Genomic DNA, 18,307 nt, shown 5'->3' on the forward strand with positions numbered 1-18,307 from the left:
TCTCAACATTTGGCCTAATATTAAGGGAATACCGAATTGAGCTCGGTATTAGTCTTATGGAAATGGCAGAGAGAATTGGCTGTTCAGTTTCAACGATCGCACATTATGAAAAAACAGGGAGAGATGTATCTGATGAGCTTGTTGAAAAAATTGCATACTTCCTGAAGTTAAGCCCAAGTAGGAAAGCCTCACTACTTGACGCAAGGAAATTGGATCTCGGAGGAACTCTAATTTCGGAAAATTTGGTGGAGGAGTTTCGGGCTTCACGATCAAGGTACAAAAAATTCGTCGAGAATCCAGGGAAAGGGGGAATCTATTATCTTAGCTCCAAATATCGGGAGGTAAACCATGAGTGACATGCGCGTTTCCCAAAAGAGTTCTTTTGAAATAGAACAGGTTGCGCTTAGCGTCCGTGATTTGTTTGGAATGTACAACGACCACTGCCCAGAGATCGTTTGGGCGTTGGAAGCGAAATTACCCACCATAATAAAAGAATTTGCATTAATTCCGGATGGATCGGCCTTGAGTCCATTTGAAGATGCGAAAACCTTTTATGATCCACTAAGGATTGAATTGCACGAGAGTCTTTATACGGGTGCTCTTTCTGGGGTTCCTCTTGCACGGCACACACTTGGCCACGAAACCGGTCATGTATTTTTGCACAGAGACCAGGCAAAAGCATGGGATATGCGTAGAAAAGAAATCAAGTCTCGTGAGCATAGCGCCGAATGGCAAGCTAACGAATTTTCATACCATTATTTATGTCCCAGACATATTGTTTATCAGTACGAATCGATTGAAGAAATCGAACATTGGCTCAAAGTTCCGCGGAAATTAGCTGAAAGAGCCTTCAAAGAATATTCCACTAAACCGAGGGAAATACCGACATATTTGCGCGATATTCTCGGTTTTTAAGAATCCACCAAAATATGAAGCAGGAATAAAAAATATCGCATATTGGAGGCAGCTACATTCAAGTGGCGGAGTAAAGTTCTGAATTAGCGTCATGACCGCAACGCTTTCTAAAAAATATACTCAATGGGAGTTCAAGACAAATCCGGCTCTCGGGGCAACCCGAAGAGTGACGGCGTAGCGAACGACAAATTATTGTAGGTTCATATTCGCCAACAACTTCCACCAATTGCGGACCTATTCAGAGAAGTCAATTTGGCGTAAAACTGCTCTGAATGCGGCAATTTCACCATGGTCCGCAACGGCACCTGCCTGAAATGCGACACCTGCGGCGGCACCAGCGGCTGCAGCTGATAACCACACGCTTCGTTCCCGGGCCTGTCCCGGGAACGAAGCGGTTGAATTGCAACGGTAGGAATGGTTGCTTGCCCGGCAGAACTGGGCCCTCGGGACAAGCCCGTGGGCGACGGCGGTGGCGAGGGCAGCGTTTTAATCGGACATCACACCAATCAGCACGTCAGAACACTACGCTCGTCGTTCCCGGGCTTGTCCCGGGAACCCAGCAGTTGATTTGCCACGGTAGGAACAGCAACTGCGCACAGCAGAACTGGACCCTCGGGACAAGCCCGTGGGAGACGGCGGTGGTGAGGGCGTCTTCATCGTACATCACACCGCTCAAGGCTCTTTTGCGCTCCCCAAGCCACCTTCGTCGTTCCCGGGCTTGTCCCGGGAATACAGCGGTTGATTTGCAATAGTGGCGCAAGCGCCTATCTGAACAGGCTGATAGAGGATGGTGGAAGTTTTTTTACATTTCCTGACGCAGCCAACAGGTGCCTGACGCCCATGAAAAATCAATATCGCGAGTGGCTTCCATCATGACCAACCGGCTTGAAATCATTCTGGCCCTTGTATTTCTCTCGGCAATCACGGCCGCGCCGGCTTTGGCACAGCTTGATGAAGCGGCTTCGTTGCCCACCGGCAGCTGCGAAACCGTGCATTTTGACGGTACCCGCTACACGGTCTGTGGCTTTGATCCGACTACCCATGATATCCGGGCCCACCGGCAGCTGCGAAACCGTGCGCTTTGACGGCACCCGCTACACGGTCTGTGGCTTTGATCCGACGACCCATGATATCCGGCTGTTTCACCGGGATGATAACGGCACCGGGTTCGCGGATTTCGCCGCATTGGAGACATTTCTCGACAGCGAGGGACTGCAACTGAGTTTCGCCATGAATGCCGGCATGTATCACGCCGACAGAGACCCGGTCGGGCTGTATGTCGAGCAGGGCATCGAACGCAGTCCGGTCAACCAGAACGAGGGTCCCGGCAACTTCCACCTGCTGCCGAACGGTGTTTTCTATCTGGTGGGCAGCGCCGCCGGCATTCTGGAAACGCAAGCCTATCTGACCTCAGGGATTGAACCGGACTTTGCCACCCAGTCCGGGCCGATGCTGATTATCGATGGCGAGCTGCATCCGCGCTTCTTGCAGGACGGCACCTCGCGCAAAATCAGAAATGGCGTCGGCATCGCCGCTGACGGTCGCACAATTGTGTTTGCACTCAGTGAAGACCGGGTGAATTTTTATGATTTCGCCCGGCTGTTCCGCGACCGGTTCGGCGCGAAAAATGCGCTGTATCTTGATGGCTCGATTTCACGGCTTTATATCCGCGATCTGGAACGCAGCGATCCCGGCCGGGCAATGGGGCCGATTGTCGGCGTGGTGGCAACAAAGCCGGCACCGTGATCTGCTGAACCCGCTGCGCCGCAGCCGCTGAGCTTGTGCAATCAACAGTGCATCAAAAAGGTGTCAGCCTTTAGCCTATGCGTCTTCGCTCATCGCGGATTCCAACTCGTCCGACAGCGAAAGCCATTCCTCTTCCGTGCTCATCAGCAACTTTTGCGCATCAGCGCGGAATTTGGAAAGTGCGGAAACCCGTCCAGGGTCGTTGGTATAAAGATCAGGGTCGGCCAGTGCCTTTTCTGCGCGGGCTATTTCCTGATTCAATTTCGCAATTTGTGCTTCCAGGCCTTTGATTTTCTTGCGCATTGGAGCCAGGGCTTCACGTTTCTGCGCCGCATCGCGGCGGCGCTCCTGGGCGGATATCGCCGGGCGTGCCGGAGCCTGTGCAAGCTCGGTCTCGACAATTTCGGTTTCCGCAGTTGCAGCGGGCGTGTTGGCGCTTTTGCCGCTTAAGATCAGGCGGCGATATTCATCCATATCGCCTTCGAACGGCGCAATAGTGCCATCGGCCACCAACCACAGCCGGTCAACACTTGCATCAAGCAGCGAGCGGTCATGGCTGACGATCACCACAGCGCCGGGATAGTCGTTCAGCGCCTTAACCAGGGCCTGCCGGCTGTCGATGTCGAGATGGTTGGTCGGCTCATCCAGAATCAGCAGATGCGGCCCGTCAAAGGTTGCCAGTCCCAGCATCAGGCGTGCCTTTTCACCACCGGAAAGCTTCGCAACCTTCGTATCCATCTTGTCAGAGCCAAGGCCCATTTGCGCGACACGGGAACGGACCTTGGATTCATGCGCCTGGGGCATCAGCGGCCGGACATGTTCGAATGCTGATTGGGCGGGTTTCAGCTCATCCAGCTGGTGTTGCGCAAAATACGCCACTTTCAGCTTTGAAGGCTTTGTAATGGTGCCGGTTTCGGCGTTGAGACGCTCGGCGAGCAATTTGGCGAAGGTGGATTTACCGTTACCGTTCTGCCCCAGCAGCCCGATCCGGTCATCATCATCAATCCGCAGATTGATGTTTTTCAACACCGGCTCACCGGGCGTGTAGCCCACCGAAACCTGTTCAAAATGCATGATCGGCGGCGCCAGAACCTTTTCCGGCGGCGGAAACCGGATCGGCAGGCTGGTCTCGTCAATCAGCGTGGTGGCCGTACCCATTTTCTCCAGCGCTTTCAGCCGCGATTGTGCTTGTTTTGCCTTGGAAGCCTTGTAGCGGAAGCGCTCGACGAAGGCTTCCATATGCTTGCGCGCTGCATCATGCTTGACCTTGCCCTTTTCCAGCAACAGCTGCTTTTCGCGCCGCGTTTTTTCAAACACGTCATAGCCACCGCGATAAGCGGTGATGTTGCGATGCTCCAGATGGGCGATCATCTCCACGGATTCATTGAGCAATTCGCGGTCATGGCTGATGATGATGATCGTGTGCGGATATTTCTTCAGATAGGCCTGAAGCCATAAGGTGCCTTCCAGATCGAGATAATTGGTCGGCTCATCCAGCAGCAGCAGATCGGGGGCGGAGAACAGCACCGCCGCCAGGGCGACGCGCATCCGCCAGCCACCGGAAAAATCGGAGCAGGGGCGTAGTTGCGCTGCAGCGTCGAACCCAAGCCCGGAGAGAATGGTGCCGGCGCGCGCTTCGGCGGAATAGGCATCGATATCGCCAAGGCGTGTATAGATGTCGGAAATGCGGTGAGGGTCTGTAGCCGTCTCCGCTTCTTCAAGCAGGGCGCTGCGTTCCTTGTCGGCCCGCAATACGAATTCCAGCAGACTGTCCGGCCCGCCCGGGGCCTCCTGTGCCACCTGCCCGACGCGGGCATTGCGCACCAGATTGATGCTGCCGCTTTCCGGCGCAAGATCGCCAGTAATGAGTTTGAACAGCGTCGTCTTGCCGGTGCCGTTCTTGCCCACCAGGCCGATTTTGGTGCCGGTCGGCACAGATAGGGAGGCGTCTTCCAGCAGAAGACGGCCAGCCATACGATAGGTCAGGGAATTGATGCTTAACATGTGGCGAGCTTGTGCCGTGCGCGCAGCGGAAAATCAAGAGCCAGTTCGGTATCAGCCCCGCAAAAACCGGATTTGCGGCCACTTTCACCAAAAGCGCTCTGAATGGCCGGTTGATTGAAGATCGCAACACTGGCATCAACGCGGCTGCAGAATATCCCGGAGATTTTTGGTGACCATCAGGCTTTATGATCTATGCGGACGCGACACATCCCGCCGTTTCAGCCCCTATTGCTGGCGTATAAAAAAGGCGCTGGATCATAAGAAGCTTGCCTATGAAACCATCGCCGTTCCGTTCACAGCGATTGCCGGGATTGAAGGCAATGATGCCAAAACCGTGCCGATGCTGTGCGATGGCGACAGATCCATAACCGATTCCTTTGCCATAGCCGAGTATCTCGATGAGGCCTATCCGCAGACGCCGAAGCTGATTGACGGCGCGCAGGCCCGCGCCATGAGCCGGTTTGTTGAAGCGTGGACCTATTCGGCCCTGCATCCGGGCATAGTCCGCATGGTGGCGAAGGATATTCATGACATTCTTGATGCTGAGAACCAGGCCTATTTTCGCAAGAGCCGTGAGAAGTCGCTGAAGACCACCCTGGAACAGCTCCATGCGGACCGGGACCGGCACAGGCAGGGTTTTCAGACCAATCTGTTGGCGCTTGATCTGATGTTGCGCCGGCAACCCTTTATCGGAGGCGCGACACCGAATTTCGCGGATTTCATTGTTTATGGCTCGCTGAAATGGCCAGCTGCCTGTAGCGATTATGATGTATTGCCGCAAAAACCGCGTATCCTGGACTGGTATGCCCATCTGGATACCTGATTCACAGCTTTTCCAAATTACTTTGCACCAATTGATCCTCCGGCTCAGTCCATCGGCAAGCCGGAGAGCGGACAATGGCGTTGGGTGCCACCGGGCGAATCGGTGAAAGGGGTTGCAGCCGGGTCATTGCAAAGCTAAGAGAGCGCAACCTTGCGCCCCGGCGCTGTCCAGCATCCGCTGTCCCGCTTTCAATCACCGTTAACAACAGAGTTTTGACATGGCTATCGAACGTACTTTCTCAATCATCAAACCAGACGCAACGCGGCGCAACCTCACCGGCAAGGTCATTGCCAAATTTGAAGACGCCGGTCTGCGCGTCATTGCCTCCAAGCGCATTCATATGAGCAAAGCCCAGGCCGAAGGGTTTTATGCTGTGCATAAAGATCGCCCGTTCTTTGGCGAATTGGTTGAATTCATGATTTCCGAGCCGGTTGTGGTTCAGGTTCTGGAAGGCGAAGACGCCATTGCCAGGAACCGCGAAGTGATGGGCGCAACCAACCCGGCGGATGCCGATGCAGGCACTATCCGCAAGGAATTCGCCCTGTCGATCGGAGAAAATTCTGTGCACGGTTCCGATGCACCTGAAACAGCTGCCGAGGAAATCAAATATTTCTTCAGCAATGACGAGATTGTCGGCTGACTTCAGCGACACTACACCACATGCAGGGCGCATTCTTCGCAGATTGCGCCCTTTTTATTGCAACGATCTCAAGCTACTTCATCAACTCGGCATCCCAGAATGCCGCCTCGATCTTGTGGCCATCCAGATCACGCAGAAAGCAGCCATAATAGGACTCGCCATAATGCGGACGCGGGCCCGGTTTGCCTTCAGGCGTGGCACCACGGGCAAGGGCGGTTTCCCAGAAGCCGTGAACCTCGTCCTTGCTGCGGGCAAAAAACCCAATATGGCTTCCGTTACCCACAGAAGGCGCCTTGCCGTTCTGCGGAATCTGAACCCAGAATTCCGGATAGTCCCGCCCATAGGCAACCGCGTCTTTATGGCTCATGATTTTGCGGATTCCCATAGAGCCCAATACCGCATCATAGAATGCAACCGCGCTGGCGAAATCAGCGACGCCGATTGAGACATGAGACATAATGCTTGGGTTTTCTGAGGTGCCGGTCATTCCAAAATCCTCTCATTCGTTGCAAAATCCAATTTACCCGTCCCATACTGACAACATGATGTCAGCATGGTGTGCTATAGAGCGGCCATGAGAAGAGCTGATCGACTTTTACAGATTATCCAGATATTGCGCCGTGCGCGCCGACCTTATCCGGCCAGTGCGATTGCCGAGGAGTTGGAAGTATCCTTACGCACGATATATCGCGATATTGCCGATCTGGCTGGCAACCGCGTGCCAATTCGCGGCGAGGCTGGCGTCGGTTATATTCTGGAGGACGGCTACGATGTGCCGCCGCTGATGTTCACCGCCGCCGAACTGGAGGCGATCATGCTCGGCATGCGCATGGTTCAGGAGCGTGGTGACGATGAACTGAAGCTGGGAGCCCGCGATGCCATCGCCAAAATCGCCGCTGTGCTGCCGGATCATCTCAAGTCAACGTTTATTGATGCCCCGCTTTATGCTGCGGAATACGGCCCGAAAACCACTGACCGGATTGATGTTGCTCAAATCCGCTTTGCCATGCGCGAGCAGCGCAAGCTGAAGCTGGCCTATCGCGACGAAAACGATGTCGCCAGCGAGCGCATCATCTGGCCAATTTCAATCGGCTATTTTCGCGCCGCCAGGGTCGTCGTGTCATGGTGCGAGCTGCGGGTTGATTTCCGCCATTTCCGCACCGACCGGATCGACACAATGGATGTTCTGGAGGAGCGTTATCGCCCAAGGCGCGCCACGCTTTATGCCGATTGGTGGAAACTCCACATCAGGCCGGGCGATGAAAAGTCGTCGGCTCAGATGTCCAGATAGTGATGAAGCGGCTCGCCGGCCTCGTCTGACATAGTGGCTTTTGATCCACCGTCCCAGAACACCCGACCCGCGCACACCGCTGCCAATGCGGGCGCATAAGTCCGGTGTTCGGCAGTCAAAATTCGTTTGCTGAGTGTCGCTTCACTGTCCTGCGGCAGGACCGGCACTGCGGTCTGGACGATGATCGGCCCTGCATCCATATCTTCGCTGACGAAATGCACTGTGCACCCGGAAATCCGCACACCGGCATCCAGCGCCTGTTGCTGTGGCACCAGTCCGGGAAAGCTTGGCAACAGCGAGGGGTGAATGTTCAGCAACCGGCCGCGCCATTTTTGCACGAAGTTCGCCGATAGCAGCCGCATGAACCCGGCGAGGCAGACAAAATCAGCTCCGGCGGTGTTCAGATCATCATTCAGTTCGGCCTCGAATTCGGCCTTGCTGGTAAATTTTCTGTGGTCCACAACCCGCGTGCTGAAGCCATGGTCAGAGGCCCATTGCAGCCCCTTTGCATCCGGGCGGTTGGACAGCACGCGGCACACCTGATAGGCGCTGTCGGTCGTCTCGGCAGCCTGACACAGGGCTTCCATATTGCTGCCCCGTCCGGAGATCAATATGGCAACCTGTTTCATGCGTCGTAGCCGGGCAGGTGGTTGGCATAGATGACCTGTTCTTCGCCGTCGGCCCTGGGCTGAAGTGAGCCCATTTCTACCGGTGTCTCTCCCGCTTCGCGCAACGCGGTGAGGATTTCGTCCCGGTCTTCGGCAGCAATTACGAGCACCAGTCCGATGCCACAGTTGAAAGTCCGCAGCATTTCGCTCTCTTCAACACCGCCGGTTTTGGAAAGCCATTTGAAAACATCCGGATAGGGGATTTCGTCGAGATCAATCCTGGCGCAAAGATCATCGGGCAAGACCCGCGGAATATTTTCCGTGAAGCCGCCGCCAGTAATATGCGCAAGCGCCTTTACCCCGTCACTCCGACGCAGGGTGGAGAGTACCGCTCTGACATAAATCCGGGTTGGCTCCATCAGCACCTCGCCGAGGCTGCGTTCAGCCGCAAACTCTGCCGGTCCGGACAGATCCGCGCCACTGACGGAGAGAATTTTGCGCACCAGTGAAAAACCATTGGAATGAATGCCCGAGGAGGCAAGGCCAAGCAGCAGGTCGCCGGCGGCAATATCGCTGCGTGGCAGGATTTGTCCGCGTTCCACTGCACCCACGCAAAATCCGGCGAGATCATAATCACCATCACGATAAAGGCCGGGCATTTCAGCGGTTTCGCCGCCGATCAGGGCAGCGCCCGCCTGAAGACAGCCATCAGCGATCCCGGCTATGACACTGGCCGCGACACGCCGGTCCAGCTTGCCGCAGGCATAATAATCCAGAAAGAACAGCGGTTCCGCACCCTGCACGATCAGATCATTGACACACATCGCAACCAGATCAATGCCGATGGTCTGATGCCGGTCTGCTTCCACCGCCAGTGCCAGTTTGGTACCGACACCGTCATTTGCAGCGACCAGGATGGGGTCCGTGAAGCCAGCGGCCTTCAGATCGAACAAGCCACCGAACCCGCCCAGTTCAGAATCTGCTCCGGGACGCCGTGTTGCCTTCACCAGAGGTTTGATGTCGTCGACCAGCGCATTGCCGGCGTCAATATCAACGCCTGCATCGCGGTAGGACAGGCCGTTGGAACTGGATTTTTCGGAGTCACCCATGATACGCATCCCGGTGATAATTCATCTGGCGCCGGTGTGCCTGCTCCGGGGCGCGAATTCAAGCCCAGAGTACGTTTTAGGCAACTTAAATCGGGCTTTTACAACGGTTCCGGCACCACCTTTGCGCAAGCCGCATCTGCAGCATTGGCAATGGCACTGCGTATGATAGAAGGAAGGTTCGATCTGTTGTCTGCGGCCTGAAGCCGTTTCAGAAGGATTAGCAATTTGAAGTCCGCTCACTCCCGCTTTGGTCTGTCTGTCGCAATTGCAACCCCGTTTGATGAAAGCGGGGCAATTCAGAAAGACCTGCTGTTTTCCCACGCTGACAAAAGTCTGGCAAATGGCTGTGATTCCATCACATTTTTCGGCACAACCGGGGAGGGGCCGTCTCTCACCGCAGCAGAACGCGCGCAGCTTTTCAAGGACGCTGTCGCCGCAGGCATCGCGGTGGACAAGATGATTGCCGGGGTGATTTGCAACACGGTTGAAGAAGCATGCCGCGAATCTGCCAACGCGCTTGAGGCTGGTGCAAAGGCAGTACTGCTGGCACCGCCGCATTATTTTGCCGGGCTCGAGGAAGACGGCATTTTCGGCTGGTACGAGCGTGTTCTCGCCGGCTTGGGGTCGTCAGCCCGCGATGTTATTCTCTACAACATCCCTTCCTTGACCGGCGTTCCCGTATCCATTGAGACAATTACCAGATTGCGCGACAGGTTCGGCCCGGTTATTCGCGGCATCAAGGATTCCTCGGCGAATTGGCAGAATACAAAGCCGCTGGTGGAAACCCATCATAATATCGATGTGCTGGTTGGTGATGAGCGTCATCTGGCACCGGCGGTGCGGCTTGGAGCGGCAGGGGCGATTGGCGGCCTTGCCAATCTGTTTCCTATGCAGGTTCGCGAACTGACACAGGGCAAGGACAATGATTTCATTTCCCAACTTGTGGAACTGGTGATCAGCGAACAGGTGATTGTCGCGATCAAGACATTGCTGGCAGCGCAAATGTCTGAACCGGTGTGGAATAATGTCCGCTTGCCGCTGACAGGTTTGACCGGCGAACGCCGCGAGGCCCTGTTGGCCCGGTTTGCGGCGCTGAAAGCAAGTTTCGGCATCGACTGAAGCCATATTGCGCCGCAGGCGCGGCCAATCCACGGTGTTGATCCGGGATATGGCCGAACTGGCCAGATTGTGATGAGCTATGCCAGATTGTGATGAGCTATGATTGATGCAGCAGAAAACGGCATTTATCTCGATCCAGATCTGGCTCGGTTTTATGATCTTGCCACCACAGAGCGGGCGGATTTTAATTTTTGCCGGAAAATGGCGGCAACAGCCGCATCCGTGCTGGATCTTGGTTGCGGAACCGGTGAACTGGCGGTGTCCCTGGCCGAAGGTCGCGAAGTTTGCGGTGTCGATCCGGCGTCGGCAATGCTGGAGATTGCACGGGCGCGCGCCGGTGCAGACCAGGTAGACTTCAGTCTCGCAGATGCCCGCAGTGTGCGGTTGTCGAGAAAGTTCGATCTGGTGGTCCTGACCGGTCATTCGTTTCAGGTGTTTCTGACCGACGCCGATCAGATAGCCGTTCTGGCAACCATTGCCGCCCATCTCAATCCCGGCGGGCGGTTTGTGTTTGACAGCCGCAACCTGGCCTTTCCAGGATCAAAGACACGAGACAGCAACACCAATAAACGCCAGCTGCAACATCCCGAAATGGGACCCGTTGAAGCCGGGAACGGATCGGTCTATGACGAGGCCAGCGGTATTTTAAGCTATGAGAACAGCTACCGCATTGGCTCGACAGGTCAGACATTTTCCGCTTGTGCTCAAATCCGCTACACTTCACAGCCGGATATTGCCGACAAGCTGCGTGCTGCCGGTCTGACCGTCGAGCGGTGGCTGGGCGATTGGCAGGGCGGTGAATTTGAGGCATCCTGCCGCGAGATTATTCCAATTGGCGGGCTGACATGACGTTGCGGGACGATGACTATCAGCTGATTGGCCTGATCGGCTTTATTCTTGCTGGATTTATCTTCATCGCAGTGGGGATAAAATTCGGTGACGTGCTGACCGTGCTGGGCAGCATCGTTTGGATTGTATCGTGCCTTGTGTGGATGATACCGTTCGTTCGATCCCGCAACAAAACCAGGCAGGGTGCCGAATAATCGATTTTGAGCATGGCAGCGGCGCTGTGCCGTCCTTATCTGCAACCCGCAGTCATCTGATCGAATGCCTGCGGTCAGAAAGTTCAACCTAAACCAGAAACGCTCCACACCCATGACCATCCCCAATCTGATTTCAATTTTCCGGCTTTTCATTGTACCGGCGATTGTCTGGCTGATCAGCATCGAGGAATATTCCCTGTCTTTCTGGCTGTTTCTGATCGCCGGAGTGTCAGATGGTGTCGATGGCTTCATTGCCAAACAGTTCAATCAGGTTTCCGAACTGGGAGCCCATCTCGATCCGCTGGCTGACAAGGTAATGCTGGTCGCGGTGTTTCTGACCCTGGGCATCCAGGGCTTGCTGCCGTTGTGGCTGGTTATCCTGGTCATCAGCCGCGATCTGCTGATTGTTGGCGCGGTGGTTTTGACCTGGATACTGCATCAACCCATACCGATGAAGCCGTTGATGGTCAGCAAGGCCAATACAGTGGCGCAGATCATTCTGATCTGCCTGGTCATGGGGGCTATGGCGTTTGATCTGGATCTGGGAATCTTCTTCAGCTTGGCGGTGATCCTCGTGGCCGCGCTGACTTTGCTGTCCACTCTGGCCTATCTGCTTGACTGGTTCAGCCATATGGGCACAGTCGAAAAACGCTGAGGGCTGGACGATGGAGGTTTTTCGCGGGAATATGAGAGAAAGAGGCATAAGGAGCAAATGAACCGAACTCCACGCTGCGAGGCTTCAGTTCACCTGTTACAGAGATCACCGGATGCAGGATAGGTCATTTTGAAACTGCGAACTCATATCTATTTCTGGCTCGCTGCATTGGCGGTCCTCATTGTGTTCCTGTATTTATTCCGGGGCATATTGCTGCCATTCGTGGCCGGCATGGGTCTGGCCTATTGCCTCGACCCTCTGGCCGACTGGTTTGAACGCCGCGGTTTCAGCCGGATGATGGCGACTATCGTCATTCTGATCTTGTTTCTGATCGTGTTCGTGCTTGCGCTGGTCATCATCATTCCCTTGCTGGGCGCGCAGACAGCCAATTTCATCGAGCGTCTGCCGACTCTGGTGACGCAATTGCAGGCGCGCATTTCGGAAATCAACGCAGGCTGGCTTGAACGTCTGATGGGGGAAGACCGCACCGCTGTTCAGCAGTCATTTTCAGAATTCCTCAAAGAGGGCGCCGGCTGGCTGACCGGCCTGTTGCGCTCTGTGTGGAGCGGCGGCCAGGCCATCCTCGATATTGCCGGTCTGTTTATCGTCACACCAGTCGTGGCATTCTATCTGCTCTATGACTGGGATCGCATGATGGCAAAGGTCAATTCGTGGCTGCCCCGGGATAATGCCGAGGTGATCCGCACTCTGGCCAACGAAATCAATACTGCGCTGGCAGGGTTTATCCGTGGTCAGGGGTTGGTATGCCTGCTGCTTGGCGGATTTTATGCCATCGGCCTCAGCCTCGCAGGACTGAATTTCGGGCTACTCATCGGAATTCTGGCCGGATTGTTGAGTTTCATTCCCTATGTTGGCTCGATCACCGGTTTTCTTCTGTCGATCGGTGTTGCATTGGTTCAGTTCTGGCCGGATTATCTGAACATCGCCCTGGTGGCCGCGATTTTTGCTGCCGGTCAATTCCTTGAAGGCAATATCTTGCAACCGCGACTGGTTGGCCGGTCCGTCGGGCTGCATCCCGTCTGGCTGATGTTTGCCCTGTTTGCCTTCGGCTCGCTTTTCGGCTTTGTCGGGCTACTGGTAGCGGTGCCACTGGCTGCAGCGGTGGGAGTCCTTGTCCGCTTCGCTCTGCGTCAGTATCTGCAGAGCAGCTTTTATAAAGGGCACGAATCCTAGATGGAATTATGTTTTCATGAAACGGTTCGTATAGTCTGTCACGGCTGACGGCTGTGAAAATCCGGTCAGTTGAGCGCATCTAAACAGGAAGCTATTCAGACATGTCTTCCACTACGTGGCAAATGTCCTTCGATCTGCCCGTTTCAACGGCGATGACGCGCGATGATTTCATTCTCGATGAAGCCAACCAAACTGCTTACGATGTGGTCGCAGCCTGGCCGGACTGGCCCGCAAATATCATGATACTGGCCGGTCCCGTTGGCTCGGGCAAGTCGCACCTGGCTGCAATATATGTCGAGATGTCGGCGGCAGTTTCGCTGAATGCCGCTGAACTTCCGCTGCCTGCCGATCTGTCTGAACTGGAGGGTGCAGCGCTGCTTCTGGAAGATGCGCATTGTGTGCAACTTGATGAAACCCGCCTGTTTCACCTTCTCAATCATGTCCGTGAACAAGGGTCGAGGCTTCTCATCACAACCCGGACATGGCCGGAGAGCTGGCCTTTGACATTGCCGGATCTGCGCTCCCGCCTCAGAGCCGCCCATCCGCTGGAGCTGCATGAACCAAGCGATCGGCTTTTGCGGCAGGTGATGGTCAAATTGTTTGCCGACCGACAATTGACGGTCGAGGCGCGTGTGCTGGATTATCTTCTGGTTCGCATGGAGCGGTCTTTATCCGCTGCCGGCCGGCTGGTGGATGATCTTGATCGGCTGTCTTTGGAGCGGGGCAGGGCCATTACCCGCCAACTCGCTTCAGAACTCCTGTGATTTGAAGACCTCGCTGCCGCAACACATTCCAATGAACACTAACCCTATTGCGGATAATATTCCCATTTGCACCGGCTTTGTCATAGTATTGAACTATCTCATGAATACATATGCTGTTCCCGGTCAATCGGGAGAGGTCCGCAACAGCCGGTTTTGAGCAGGGAAATGGTTGAACATTCAATAGTAGACAAGTTTGATGGTGGAGATGCGGCAGACATTCAGGCCGCGCCGCTGCCGCCCAAACCCTCTGCTGGAAGCACACCGCTCAAACTTGACGCCCGCTTGATGAAAGACCCGGCGCGGTTCATGAACCGTGAATTGTCGTGGCTCGGCTTCAATCATCGTGTTCTGGAAGAGGCGGAAAACCCGTCCCATCCATTGCTGGAACGGCTGCGCTTTCTGTCGATTTCCGCCGATAATCTCAGTGAATTCTTTATGGTCCGTGTGGCCGGTTTGAAAGGTCAGCAGCGTGAGGGCATCAAGACCCAGAGCGCTGACGGTCTGACCCCGACACAACAACTGGATCAATTGGCGGAAGCGGTGGAAAAGCTGGTTCTGGATCAGCAGGCAGCTTTCAAGACTTTGCGCAAGGAACTGGAAACAAACGGCGTTTTTCTGCTGTCTGCCGATGCCCTTCGCAGCGACGAATACAGTTGGCTGGACGAATATTTCACAGAAAATATATTTCCGGTCCTGACACCGTTGGCGATTGATCCGGCCCATCCGTTTCCTTTCATACCCAATCTGGGTTTTTCTCTGGTGCTGCAATTGCAGGCCACGGCCCGGCAAAATATCAGAAACAAGATCATGACCGGTCTGTTGCGTATTCCAGGCGCGATCAACAGATTTGTGCAGCTTCCGGCCGGGGCGGATGCGGCCGTACGCTTCATCGCCATGGAAGATATCATCGGCCTGTTCATCTCCCGTCTGTTTCCCGGTTATGAAATCCTCGCGAAAGGCACTTTCCGGGTTATTCGTGATTCTGAAATGGAGATTGAGGAAGAGGCAGAAGATCTGGTGCGGCTGTTCGAGACGGCGCTAAAACGTCGCCGCCGCGGTTCGGTCATCCGGCTGGAAATCAGCGATACATTTCCGGCCAATCTTAGAAATTTCGTCTCCGAAGCCCTGCATGTCAGTTCAGTTGACGTGGTCATCACAGAAGGGCTGATGGCTCTCAGCGATCTGTCACAACTGGTCAAGCTGGATCTGCCGAAGCTGCTGTTCCCCAAGCCGGCCGCCCGGTTTCCCGAACGCATCCGCGAACATGGCGGGGATTGTTTCGGTGCCATCCGCGAAAAAGATCTGGTTGTTCACCACCCCTATGAAAGCTTTGATGTTGTTCTGCAGTTTCTGAAACAGGCTGCCAATGATCCCGATGTCGTCGCGATCAAGCAGACCCTGTACCGCACGTCCAATGACAGCCCCATTGTCAGCGCATTGGTCGAGGCTGCGGAAGCGGGAAAATCGGTCACCGCTCTGGTCGAATTGCGGGCGCGGTTTGACGAGGAAGCCAACATCCGCTGGGCCAGAGATCTGGAGCGTGCCGGCGTGCAGGTGGTCTATGGTTTTCTGGAATTGAAAACCCACGCAAAAATGTCATTGGTCATTCGCCGTGAAAGCGGTCAGATGCGGACTTACTGTCATTTCGGTACGGGCAACTATCATCCGATCACCGCGAAGATTTACACCGATCTGTCCTATTTCACCGACGATCCTGTGCTTGCCCGCGATGCCGCCAGGGTGTTCAATTTCATCACCGGATATGCCAGGCCACAGGATCTGGAACGCCTGGCCGTTTCACCCTTTTCGCTGCGCGGGCGAATGTTGCTGCATATCGACCAGGAAATTGCCCACGCCAAGGCCGGGCGGCCTGCGCAGATATGGGCCAAAATGAATTCCCTGGTTGATCCGCAGATCATTGATGCGTTTTACCGCGCCAGTCAGGCCGGAGTGAAAATCGATCTTGTCGTGCGGGGCATATGCTGTCTGCGCCCGCAACTGCGCGGCATTTCGGAAAATATCCGTGTGAAATCGATTGTCGGCCGCTTTCTGGAACACAGCCGCATCACCTGTTTCGGCAATGGCAAGGGCCTGCCGTCCGACGATGCAATTGTCTATATCGGATCGGCCGATTTCATGCCGCGCAATCTGGACCGCCGCGTCGAGACCATGGTGCCGATTGCCAATCCAACGGTGCACGACCAGATCATTGACCAGATAATGGTTGCCAATCTGCGAGACAATCAGCAGAGCTGGCAGATCCTGTCCGATGGGTCTTCCAGACGCCTTGCCCCCGAGGAGGGTGAGGAGCCTTTCAATTTGCACAATCACTTCCTGACAAATCCAAGCCTGTCGGGACGCGGCAAGTCTCTGAAAAAGAACCCGCCCAAATCTCTTGCCAAACGCAGCAAATCCAAATCGAAAGCGAAATCCTAGAGGATAGTCCGGATCGGCTCCATCGATCCGGCTAATCTGCCAGACCGTGATCAGCAATGTCGGCCGGTGAGTTCTGGCGTATGGTCGCAACAGTGGGAAAGGCGCGGTTATTCCTCTATTGTGCAGCGGCACATGCTGCATTATGCGTGTGTTCGTTCATAGCCGCCGGGATAGCAAGTTCCGAGGCTTTCCGACAGGCTGTGGTACGTATGCGGTCCAGCACTTGCCTCAAGCGGCTCGGTTATTGGTATATTTTATCTGGAGACGCCTGTGATTGGGGTACGACCTGTCTTCCACATTCTGGGTTGGGTAGTTTGCTGGACTGGCACAATGCTGTTCGCTCCTGCTTTTGTGGACCTGGCCAATCGTAACGTCGATTGGAAAATTTTTGCTCTGACGGCGGCAGTTACGCTCTTCGTTGGAGTTTCCACAATTTTATCAACCCATTCGCCGGGTGCATTAAAGCTGAACTACCGTCAAGCCTATCTGGTCATCGTCCTTGGATGGATTCTGGTTTCCTTCTTTGGTGCCATACCCTTTTTGGGAACGGGAATTGGGATTACCGATTCCGTTTTTGAGTCGATGTCCGGCATTACCACAACCGGATCGACAGTTCTGACCGGGTTGGATTCACTGCCACCGGGCATTTTACTGTGGCGTGCAATCCTGCAGTGGATCGGCGGTATTGGCATCATCGCCATTGCCGTTCTGATAATGCCGTTCCTCCATGTTGGCGGGATGCAATTATTCAAAATCGAAAGCTCGGACCCCTTTCAGGATAAAGTCGCGCCGATGCTGAAGACGTTGCGATTTCTGGCGGAAGTTTACGTGGTTCTGACAGGAGCCTGTGCTCTGATATACTATCTTCTCGGCATGTCCGGATTTGACGCCATTACCCACGCGATGACGACCCTTTCAACCGGTGGCTTTTCAACGCATGATGCTTCTTTTGGATATTTTAAAGACCTGAAGCTGCATTGGGCCGCAATTTTCTTTATGATTGCCGGGGCAATTCCGTTTTTACTCTATGTAAAGGCGACCCTTGGCAATGTGCGTGCCTTGTTCACAGATCAACAAGTGCGCGGATTTCTCATACTTCTGGCCGTTATCAGTCTTGCGATGGGCCTTTGGTTAATGGAGCAACGCGAAATCGGTGCGGTTGAAGCGCTCACTTTGACGACCTTCAACATTACGTCCGTGGTTACGACAACCGGGTTCGCTTCAGATGACTATACGGCCTGGGGCCCCGGAGCCGTCGCTGTGTTTCTGGTTCTGATGTTTGTTGGTGGCTGCTCCGGTTCGACAACCGGCGCCATCAAGATATACCGGTTTCAGGTCATTATTATCTATATCCGGGGATACTTAAAACTATTGTACTCGCCCAACCGGGTGGTTCCATTGAAGTATAACGGGCATGTGCTGTCCAATGATGTGCCCCTTTCAGTCCTTGCGTTTCTCTCTGTTTTTGTGGCCACGATTGCCTTGTTCACAATCATTCTGGGTGTGTTGGGGCTGGATATAGTCACTGCATATTCAGCAAGTGTCACTGCGATTACCAACGTTGGCCCCGGAATGGGAACGATCATCGGGCCTGCTGGTAATTTTGAGAACTTGCCCGATACCGCAAAGTGGGTGCTGATCGTTGCCATGCTGGCCGGCCGTTTGGAAGTGCTGGTTCTTCTTGTAACATTTGATCCCGATTTCTGGAAAACCTGAGCAATCGACAAAGGCAATCGTGAACCCGAACTGGTGAAAATCCCGGATTGGAAGTATTCAATTTTCGCGCGCTCTACGGGATCGATATGTAAATCTGCATGGGCGGTCTTTCGGTTATTCTCATCTTTGCCGCCGCGCAACGCGGGTCCTGTCACCGGTGCACAAACCCGGTCAAATGACTCGACATTCAAAAAATGTGCTTTATCACCCCTGACAGAATTGCACAGGCAGCGCCTGCTGCGCT

General features: G+C 54.7%; 19 protein-coding genes. 15 read left to right on the forward strand and 4 right to left on the reverse strand.

Annotated features, from left to right (window positions below; genetic code table 11):
• Positions 1–17 precede the first annotated feature (17 nt).
• The 4 genes from RAL88_RS00005 (at position 18) to RAL88_RS00020 (ending at position 2,661) form a co-directional block, all read left to right on the forward strand.
• Positions 18–356: a helix-turn-helix transcriptional regulator gene (locus RAL88_RS00005; protein WP_306269789.1), complete on the forward strand. Its 339-nt coding sequence runs from the start codon at positions 18–20 to the stop codon at positions 354–356.
• The gene (locus RAL88_RS00010) at positions 349–915 is read left to right on the forward strand and encodes an ImmA/IrrE family metallo-endopeptidase (protein WP_306266334.1); all 567 of its coding nucleotides are present in this window, start codon (positions 349–351) and stop codon (positions 913–915) included. Before RAL88_RS00005 ends, RAL88_RS00010 begins: the two co-directional genes overlap by 8 nt.
• A gap of 872 nt (positions 916–1,787) precedes the next feature.
• Positions 1,788–2,000, forward strand: coding sequence for a hypothetical protein (locus tag RAL88_RS00015; protein WP_306266335.1), 213 nt, complete (start codon positions 1,788–1,790; stop codon positions 1,998–2,000).
• The gene (locus RAL88_RS00020; protein ID WP_306266337.1) at positions 1,957–2,661 is read left to right on the forward strand and encodes a phosphodiester glycosidase family protein; all 705 of its coding nucleotides are present in this window, start codon (positions 1,957–1,959) and stop codon (positions 2,659–2,661) included. Before RAL88_RS00015 ends, RAL88_RS00020 begins: the two co-directional genes overlap by 44 nt.
• 75 nt (positions 2,662–2,736) lie before the next feature.
• Here RAL88_RS00020 and RAL88_RS00025 read toward each other — a convergent pair whose 3' ends face one another.
• A complete protein-coding gene (locus tag RAL88_RS00025; protein ID WP_306266339.1) occupies positions 2,737–4,665 on the reverse strand; it encodes an ABC-F family ATP-binding cassette domain-containing protein in 1,929 nt (642 codons plus the stop codon).
• Positions 4,666–4,834: 169 nt separating this feature from the next.
• On the opposite strand from RAL88_RS00025, the gene RAL88_RS00030 reads away from it, so the two are divergent.
• Both RAL88_RS00030 and ndk read left to right on the forward strand, forming a co-directional pair.
• Entirely contained in the window at positions 4,835–5,488 is a 654-nt protein-coding gene (locus RAL88_RS00030; RefSeq protein ID WP_306266341.1) for a glutathione S-transferase N-terminal domain-containing protein, read from the forward strand.
• Between the two features lie 217 nt (positions 5,489–5,705).
• Positions 5,706–6,128, forward strand: a complete 423-nt coding sequence (gene ndk / locus RAL88_RS00035) for a nucleoside-diphosphate kinase (protein ID WP_306266342.1) — start codon at positions 5,706–5,708, stop codon at positions 6,126–6,128.
• 73 nt (positions 6,129–6,201) lie between these two features.
• On the opposite strand, the gene RAL88_RS00040 is transcribed toward ndk, so the two are convergent.
• Positions 6,202–6,615, reverse strand: a complete 414-nt coding sequence (locus RAL88_RS00040; RefSeq protein WP_306266344.1) for a VOC family protein — start codon at positions 6,613–6,615, stop codon at positions 6,202–6,204.
• Positions 6,616–6,702: 87 nt separating this feature from the next.
• Here RAL88_RS00040 and RAL88_RS00045 point away from each other — a divergent pair, with 87 nt between their 5' ends.
• Positions 6,703–7,419, forward strand: coding sequence for a YafY family protein (locus tag RAL88_RS00045; RefSeq protein ID WP_306266345.1), 717 nt, complete (start codon positions 6,703–6,705; stop codon positions 7,417–7,419).
• Here the strand turns inward: RAL88_RS00045 and purN are convergent.
• Together purN and purM are read right to left on the reverse strand one after the other, a co-directional pair.
• Positions 7,404–8,048, reverse strand: a complete 645-nt coding sequence (gene purN, locus RAL88_RS00050; RefSeq protein WP_306266346.1) for a phosphoribosylglycinamide formyltransferase — start codon at positions 8,046–8,048, stop codon at positions 7,404–7,406. The genes RAL88_RS00045 and purN overlap by 16 nt on opposite strands.
• Complete coding sequence (gene purM / locus RAL88_RS00055) at positions 8,045–9,136, reverse strand: phosphoribosylformylglycinamidine cyclo-ligase (RefSeq protein ID WP_306266348.1); 1,092 nt, start codon at positions 9,134–9,136, stop codon at positions 8,045–8,047. Before purM ends, purN begins: the two co-directional genes overlap by 4 nt.
• A gap of 225 nt (positions 9,137–9,361) precedes the next feature.
• On the opposite strand from purM, the gene RAL88_RS00060 reads away from it, so the two are divergent.
• The 8 genes from RAL88_RS00060 to RAL88_RS00095 all read left to right on the forward strand — a co-directional run bounded on the left by RAL88_RS00060 (position 9,362) and on the right by RAL88_RS00095 (position 18,063).
• Positions 9,362–10,255 (forward strand): dihydrodipicolinate synthase family protein, encoded by an 894-nt coding sequence (locus RAL88_RS00060; RefSeq protein WP_306266349.1) that lies wholly within the window; start codon positions 9,362–9,364, stop codon positions 10,253–10,255.
• A 99-nt stretch (positions 10,256–10,354) separates the two neighbouring features.
• Entirely contained in the window at positions 10,355–11,104 is a 750-nt protein-coding gene (locus RAL88_RS00065) for a trans-aconitate 2-methyltransferase (protein WP_306266350.1), read from the forward strand.
• Entirely contained in the window at positions 11,101–11,298 is a 198-nt protein-coding gene (locus RAL88_RS00070) for a hypothetical protein (protein ID WP_306266351.1), read from the forward strand. Before RAL88_RS00065 ends, RAL88_RS00070 begins: the two co-directional genes overlap by 4 nt.
• Positions 11,299–11,410: 112 nt before the next feature.
• On the forward strand, positions 11,411–11,953 hold the full coding sequence (locus tag RAL88_RS00075; RefSeq protein ID WP_306266353.1) for a CDP-alcohol phosphatidyltransferase family protein: 543 nt from the start codon (positions 11,411–11,413) through the stop codon (positions 11,951–11,953).
• Between the two features lie 129 nt (positions 11,954–12,082).
• Entirely contained in the window at positions 12,083–13,147 is a 1,065-nt protein-coding gene (locus RAL88_RS00080) for an AI-2E family transporter (protein ID WP_306266355.1), read from the forward strand.
• 101 nt (positions 13,148–13,248) lie between these two features.
• Entirely contained in the window at positions 13,249–13,911 is a 663-nt protein-coding gene (locus tag RAL88_RS00085) for a hypothetical protein (RefSeq protein ID WP_306266357.1), read from the forward strand.
• Positions 13,912–14,076: 165 nt separating this feature from the next.
• A complete protein-coding gene (locus RAL88_RS00090) occupies positions 14,077–16,347 on the forward strand; it encodes an RNA degradosome polyphosphate kinase (RefSeq protein ID WP_371932129.1) in 2,271 nt (756 codons plus the stop codon).
• A 330-nt stretch (positions 16,348–16,677) separates the two neighbouring features.
• Positions 16,678–18,063, forward strand: coding sequence for a TrkH family potassium uptake protein (locus tag RAL88_RS00095; protein ID WP_306266359.1), 1,386 nt, complete (start codon positions 16,678–16,680; stop codon positions 18,061–18,063).
• The last annotated feature ends 244 nt before the right edge of the window (positions 18,064–18,307 follow it).

It is taken from the genome of Pararhizobium sp. IMCC3301, from assembly GCF_030758315.1.
In the GTDB taxonomy this organism is placed as follows: domain Bacteria; phylum Pseudomonadota; class Alphaproteobacteria; order Rhizobiales.

Excerpts from the sequence above, each read along its gene's own strand:
- RAL88_RS00010 (WP_306266334.1), top strand. The coding sequence starts at position 349 with ATGAGTGACATGCGCGTTTCCCAAAAGAGTTCTTTTGAAATAGAACAG.
- RAL88_RS00015 (WP_306266335.1), top strand. The coding sequence starts at position 1,788 with ATGACCAACCGGCTTGAAATCATTCTGGCCCTTGTATTTCTCTCGGCA.
- RAL88_RS00020 (WP_306266337.1), top strand. The coding sequence starts at position 1,957 with ATGATATCCGGGCCCACCGGCAGCTGCGAAACCGTGCGCTTTGACGGC.
- RAL88_RS00025 (WP_306266339.1), bottom strand. The coding sequence starts at position 4,665 with ATGTTAAGCATCAATTCCCTGACCTATCGTATGGCTGGCCGTCTTCTG.
- ndk (WP_306266342.1), top strand. The coding sequence starts at position 5,706 with ATGGCTATCGAACGTACTTTCTCAATCATCAAACCAGACGCAACGCGG.
- RAL88_RS00040 (WP_306266344.1), bottom strand. The coding sequence starts at position 6,615 with ATGACCGGCACCTCAGAAAACCCAAGCATTATGTCTCATGTCTCAATC.
- RAL88_RS00045 (WP_306266345.1), top strand. The coding sequence starts at position 6,703 with ATGAGAAGAGCTGATCGACTTTTACAGATTATCCAGATATTGCGCCGT.
- purN (WP_306266346.1), bottom strand. The coding sequence starts at position 8,048 with ATGAAACAGGTTGCCATATTGATCTCCGGACGGGGCAGCAATATGGAA.
- purM (WP_306266348.1), bottom strand. The coding sequence starts at position 9,136 with ATGGGTGACTCCGAAAAATCCAGTTCCAACGGCCTGTCCTACCGCGAT.
- RAL88_RS00065 (WP_306266350.1), top strand. The coding sequence starts at position 10,355 with ATGATTGATGCAGCAGAAAACGGCATTTATCTCGATCCAGATCTGGCT.
- RAL88_RS00070 (WP_306266351.1), top strand. The coding sequence starts at position 11,101 with ATGACGTTGCGGGACGATGACTATCAGCTGATTGGCCTGATCGGCTTT.
- RAL88_RS00075 (WP_306266353.1), top strand. The coding sequence starts at position 11,411 with ATGACCATCCCCAATCTGATTTCAATTTTCCGGCTTTTCATTGTACCG.
- RAL88_RS00085 (WP_306266357.1), top strand. The coding sequence starts at position 13,249 with ATGTCTTCCACTACGTGGCAAATGTCCTTCGATCTGCCCGTTTCAACG.
- RAL88_RS00090 (WP_371932129.1), top strand. The coding sequence starts at position 14,077 with ATGGTTGAACATTCAATAGTAGACAAGTTTGATGGTGGAGATGCGGCA.
- RAL88_RS00095 (WP_306266359.1), top strand. The coding sequence starts at position 16,678 with ATGCTGTTCGCTCCTGCTTTTGTGGACCTGGCCAATCGTAACGTCGAT.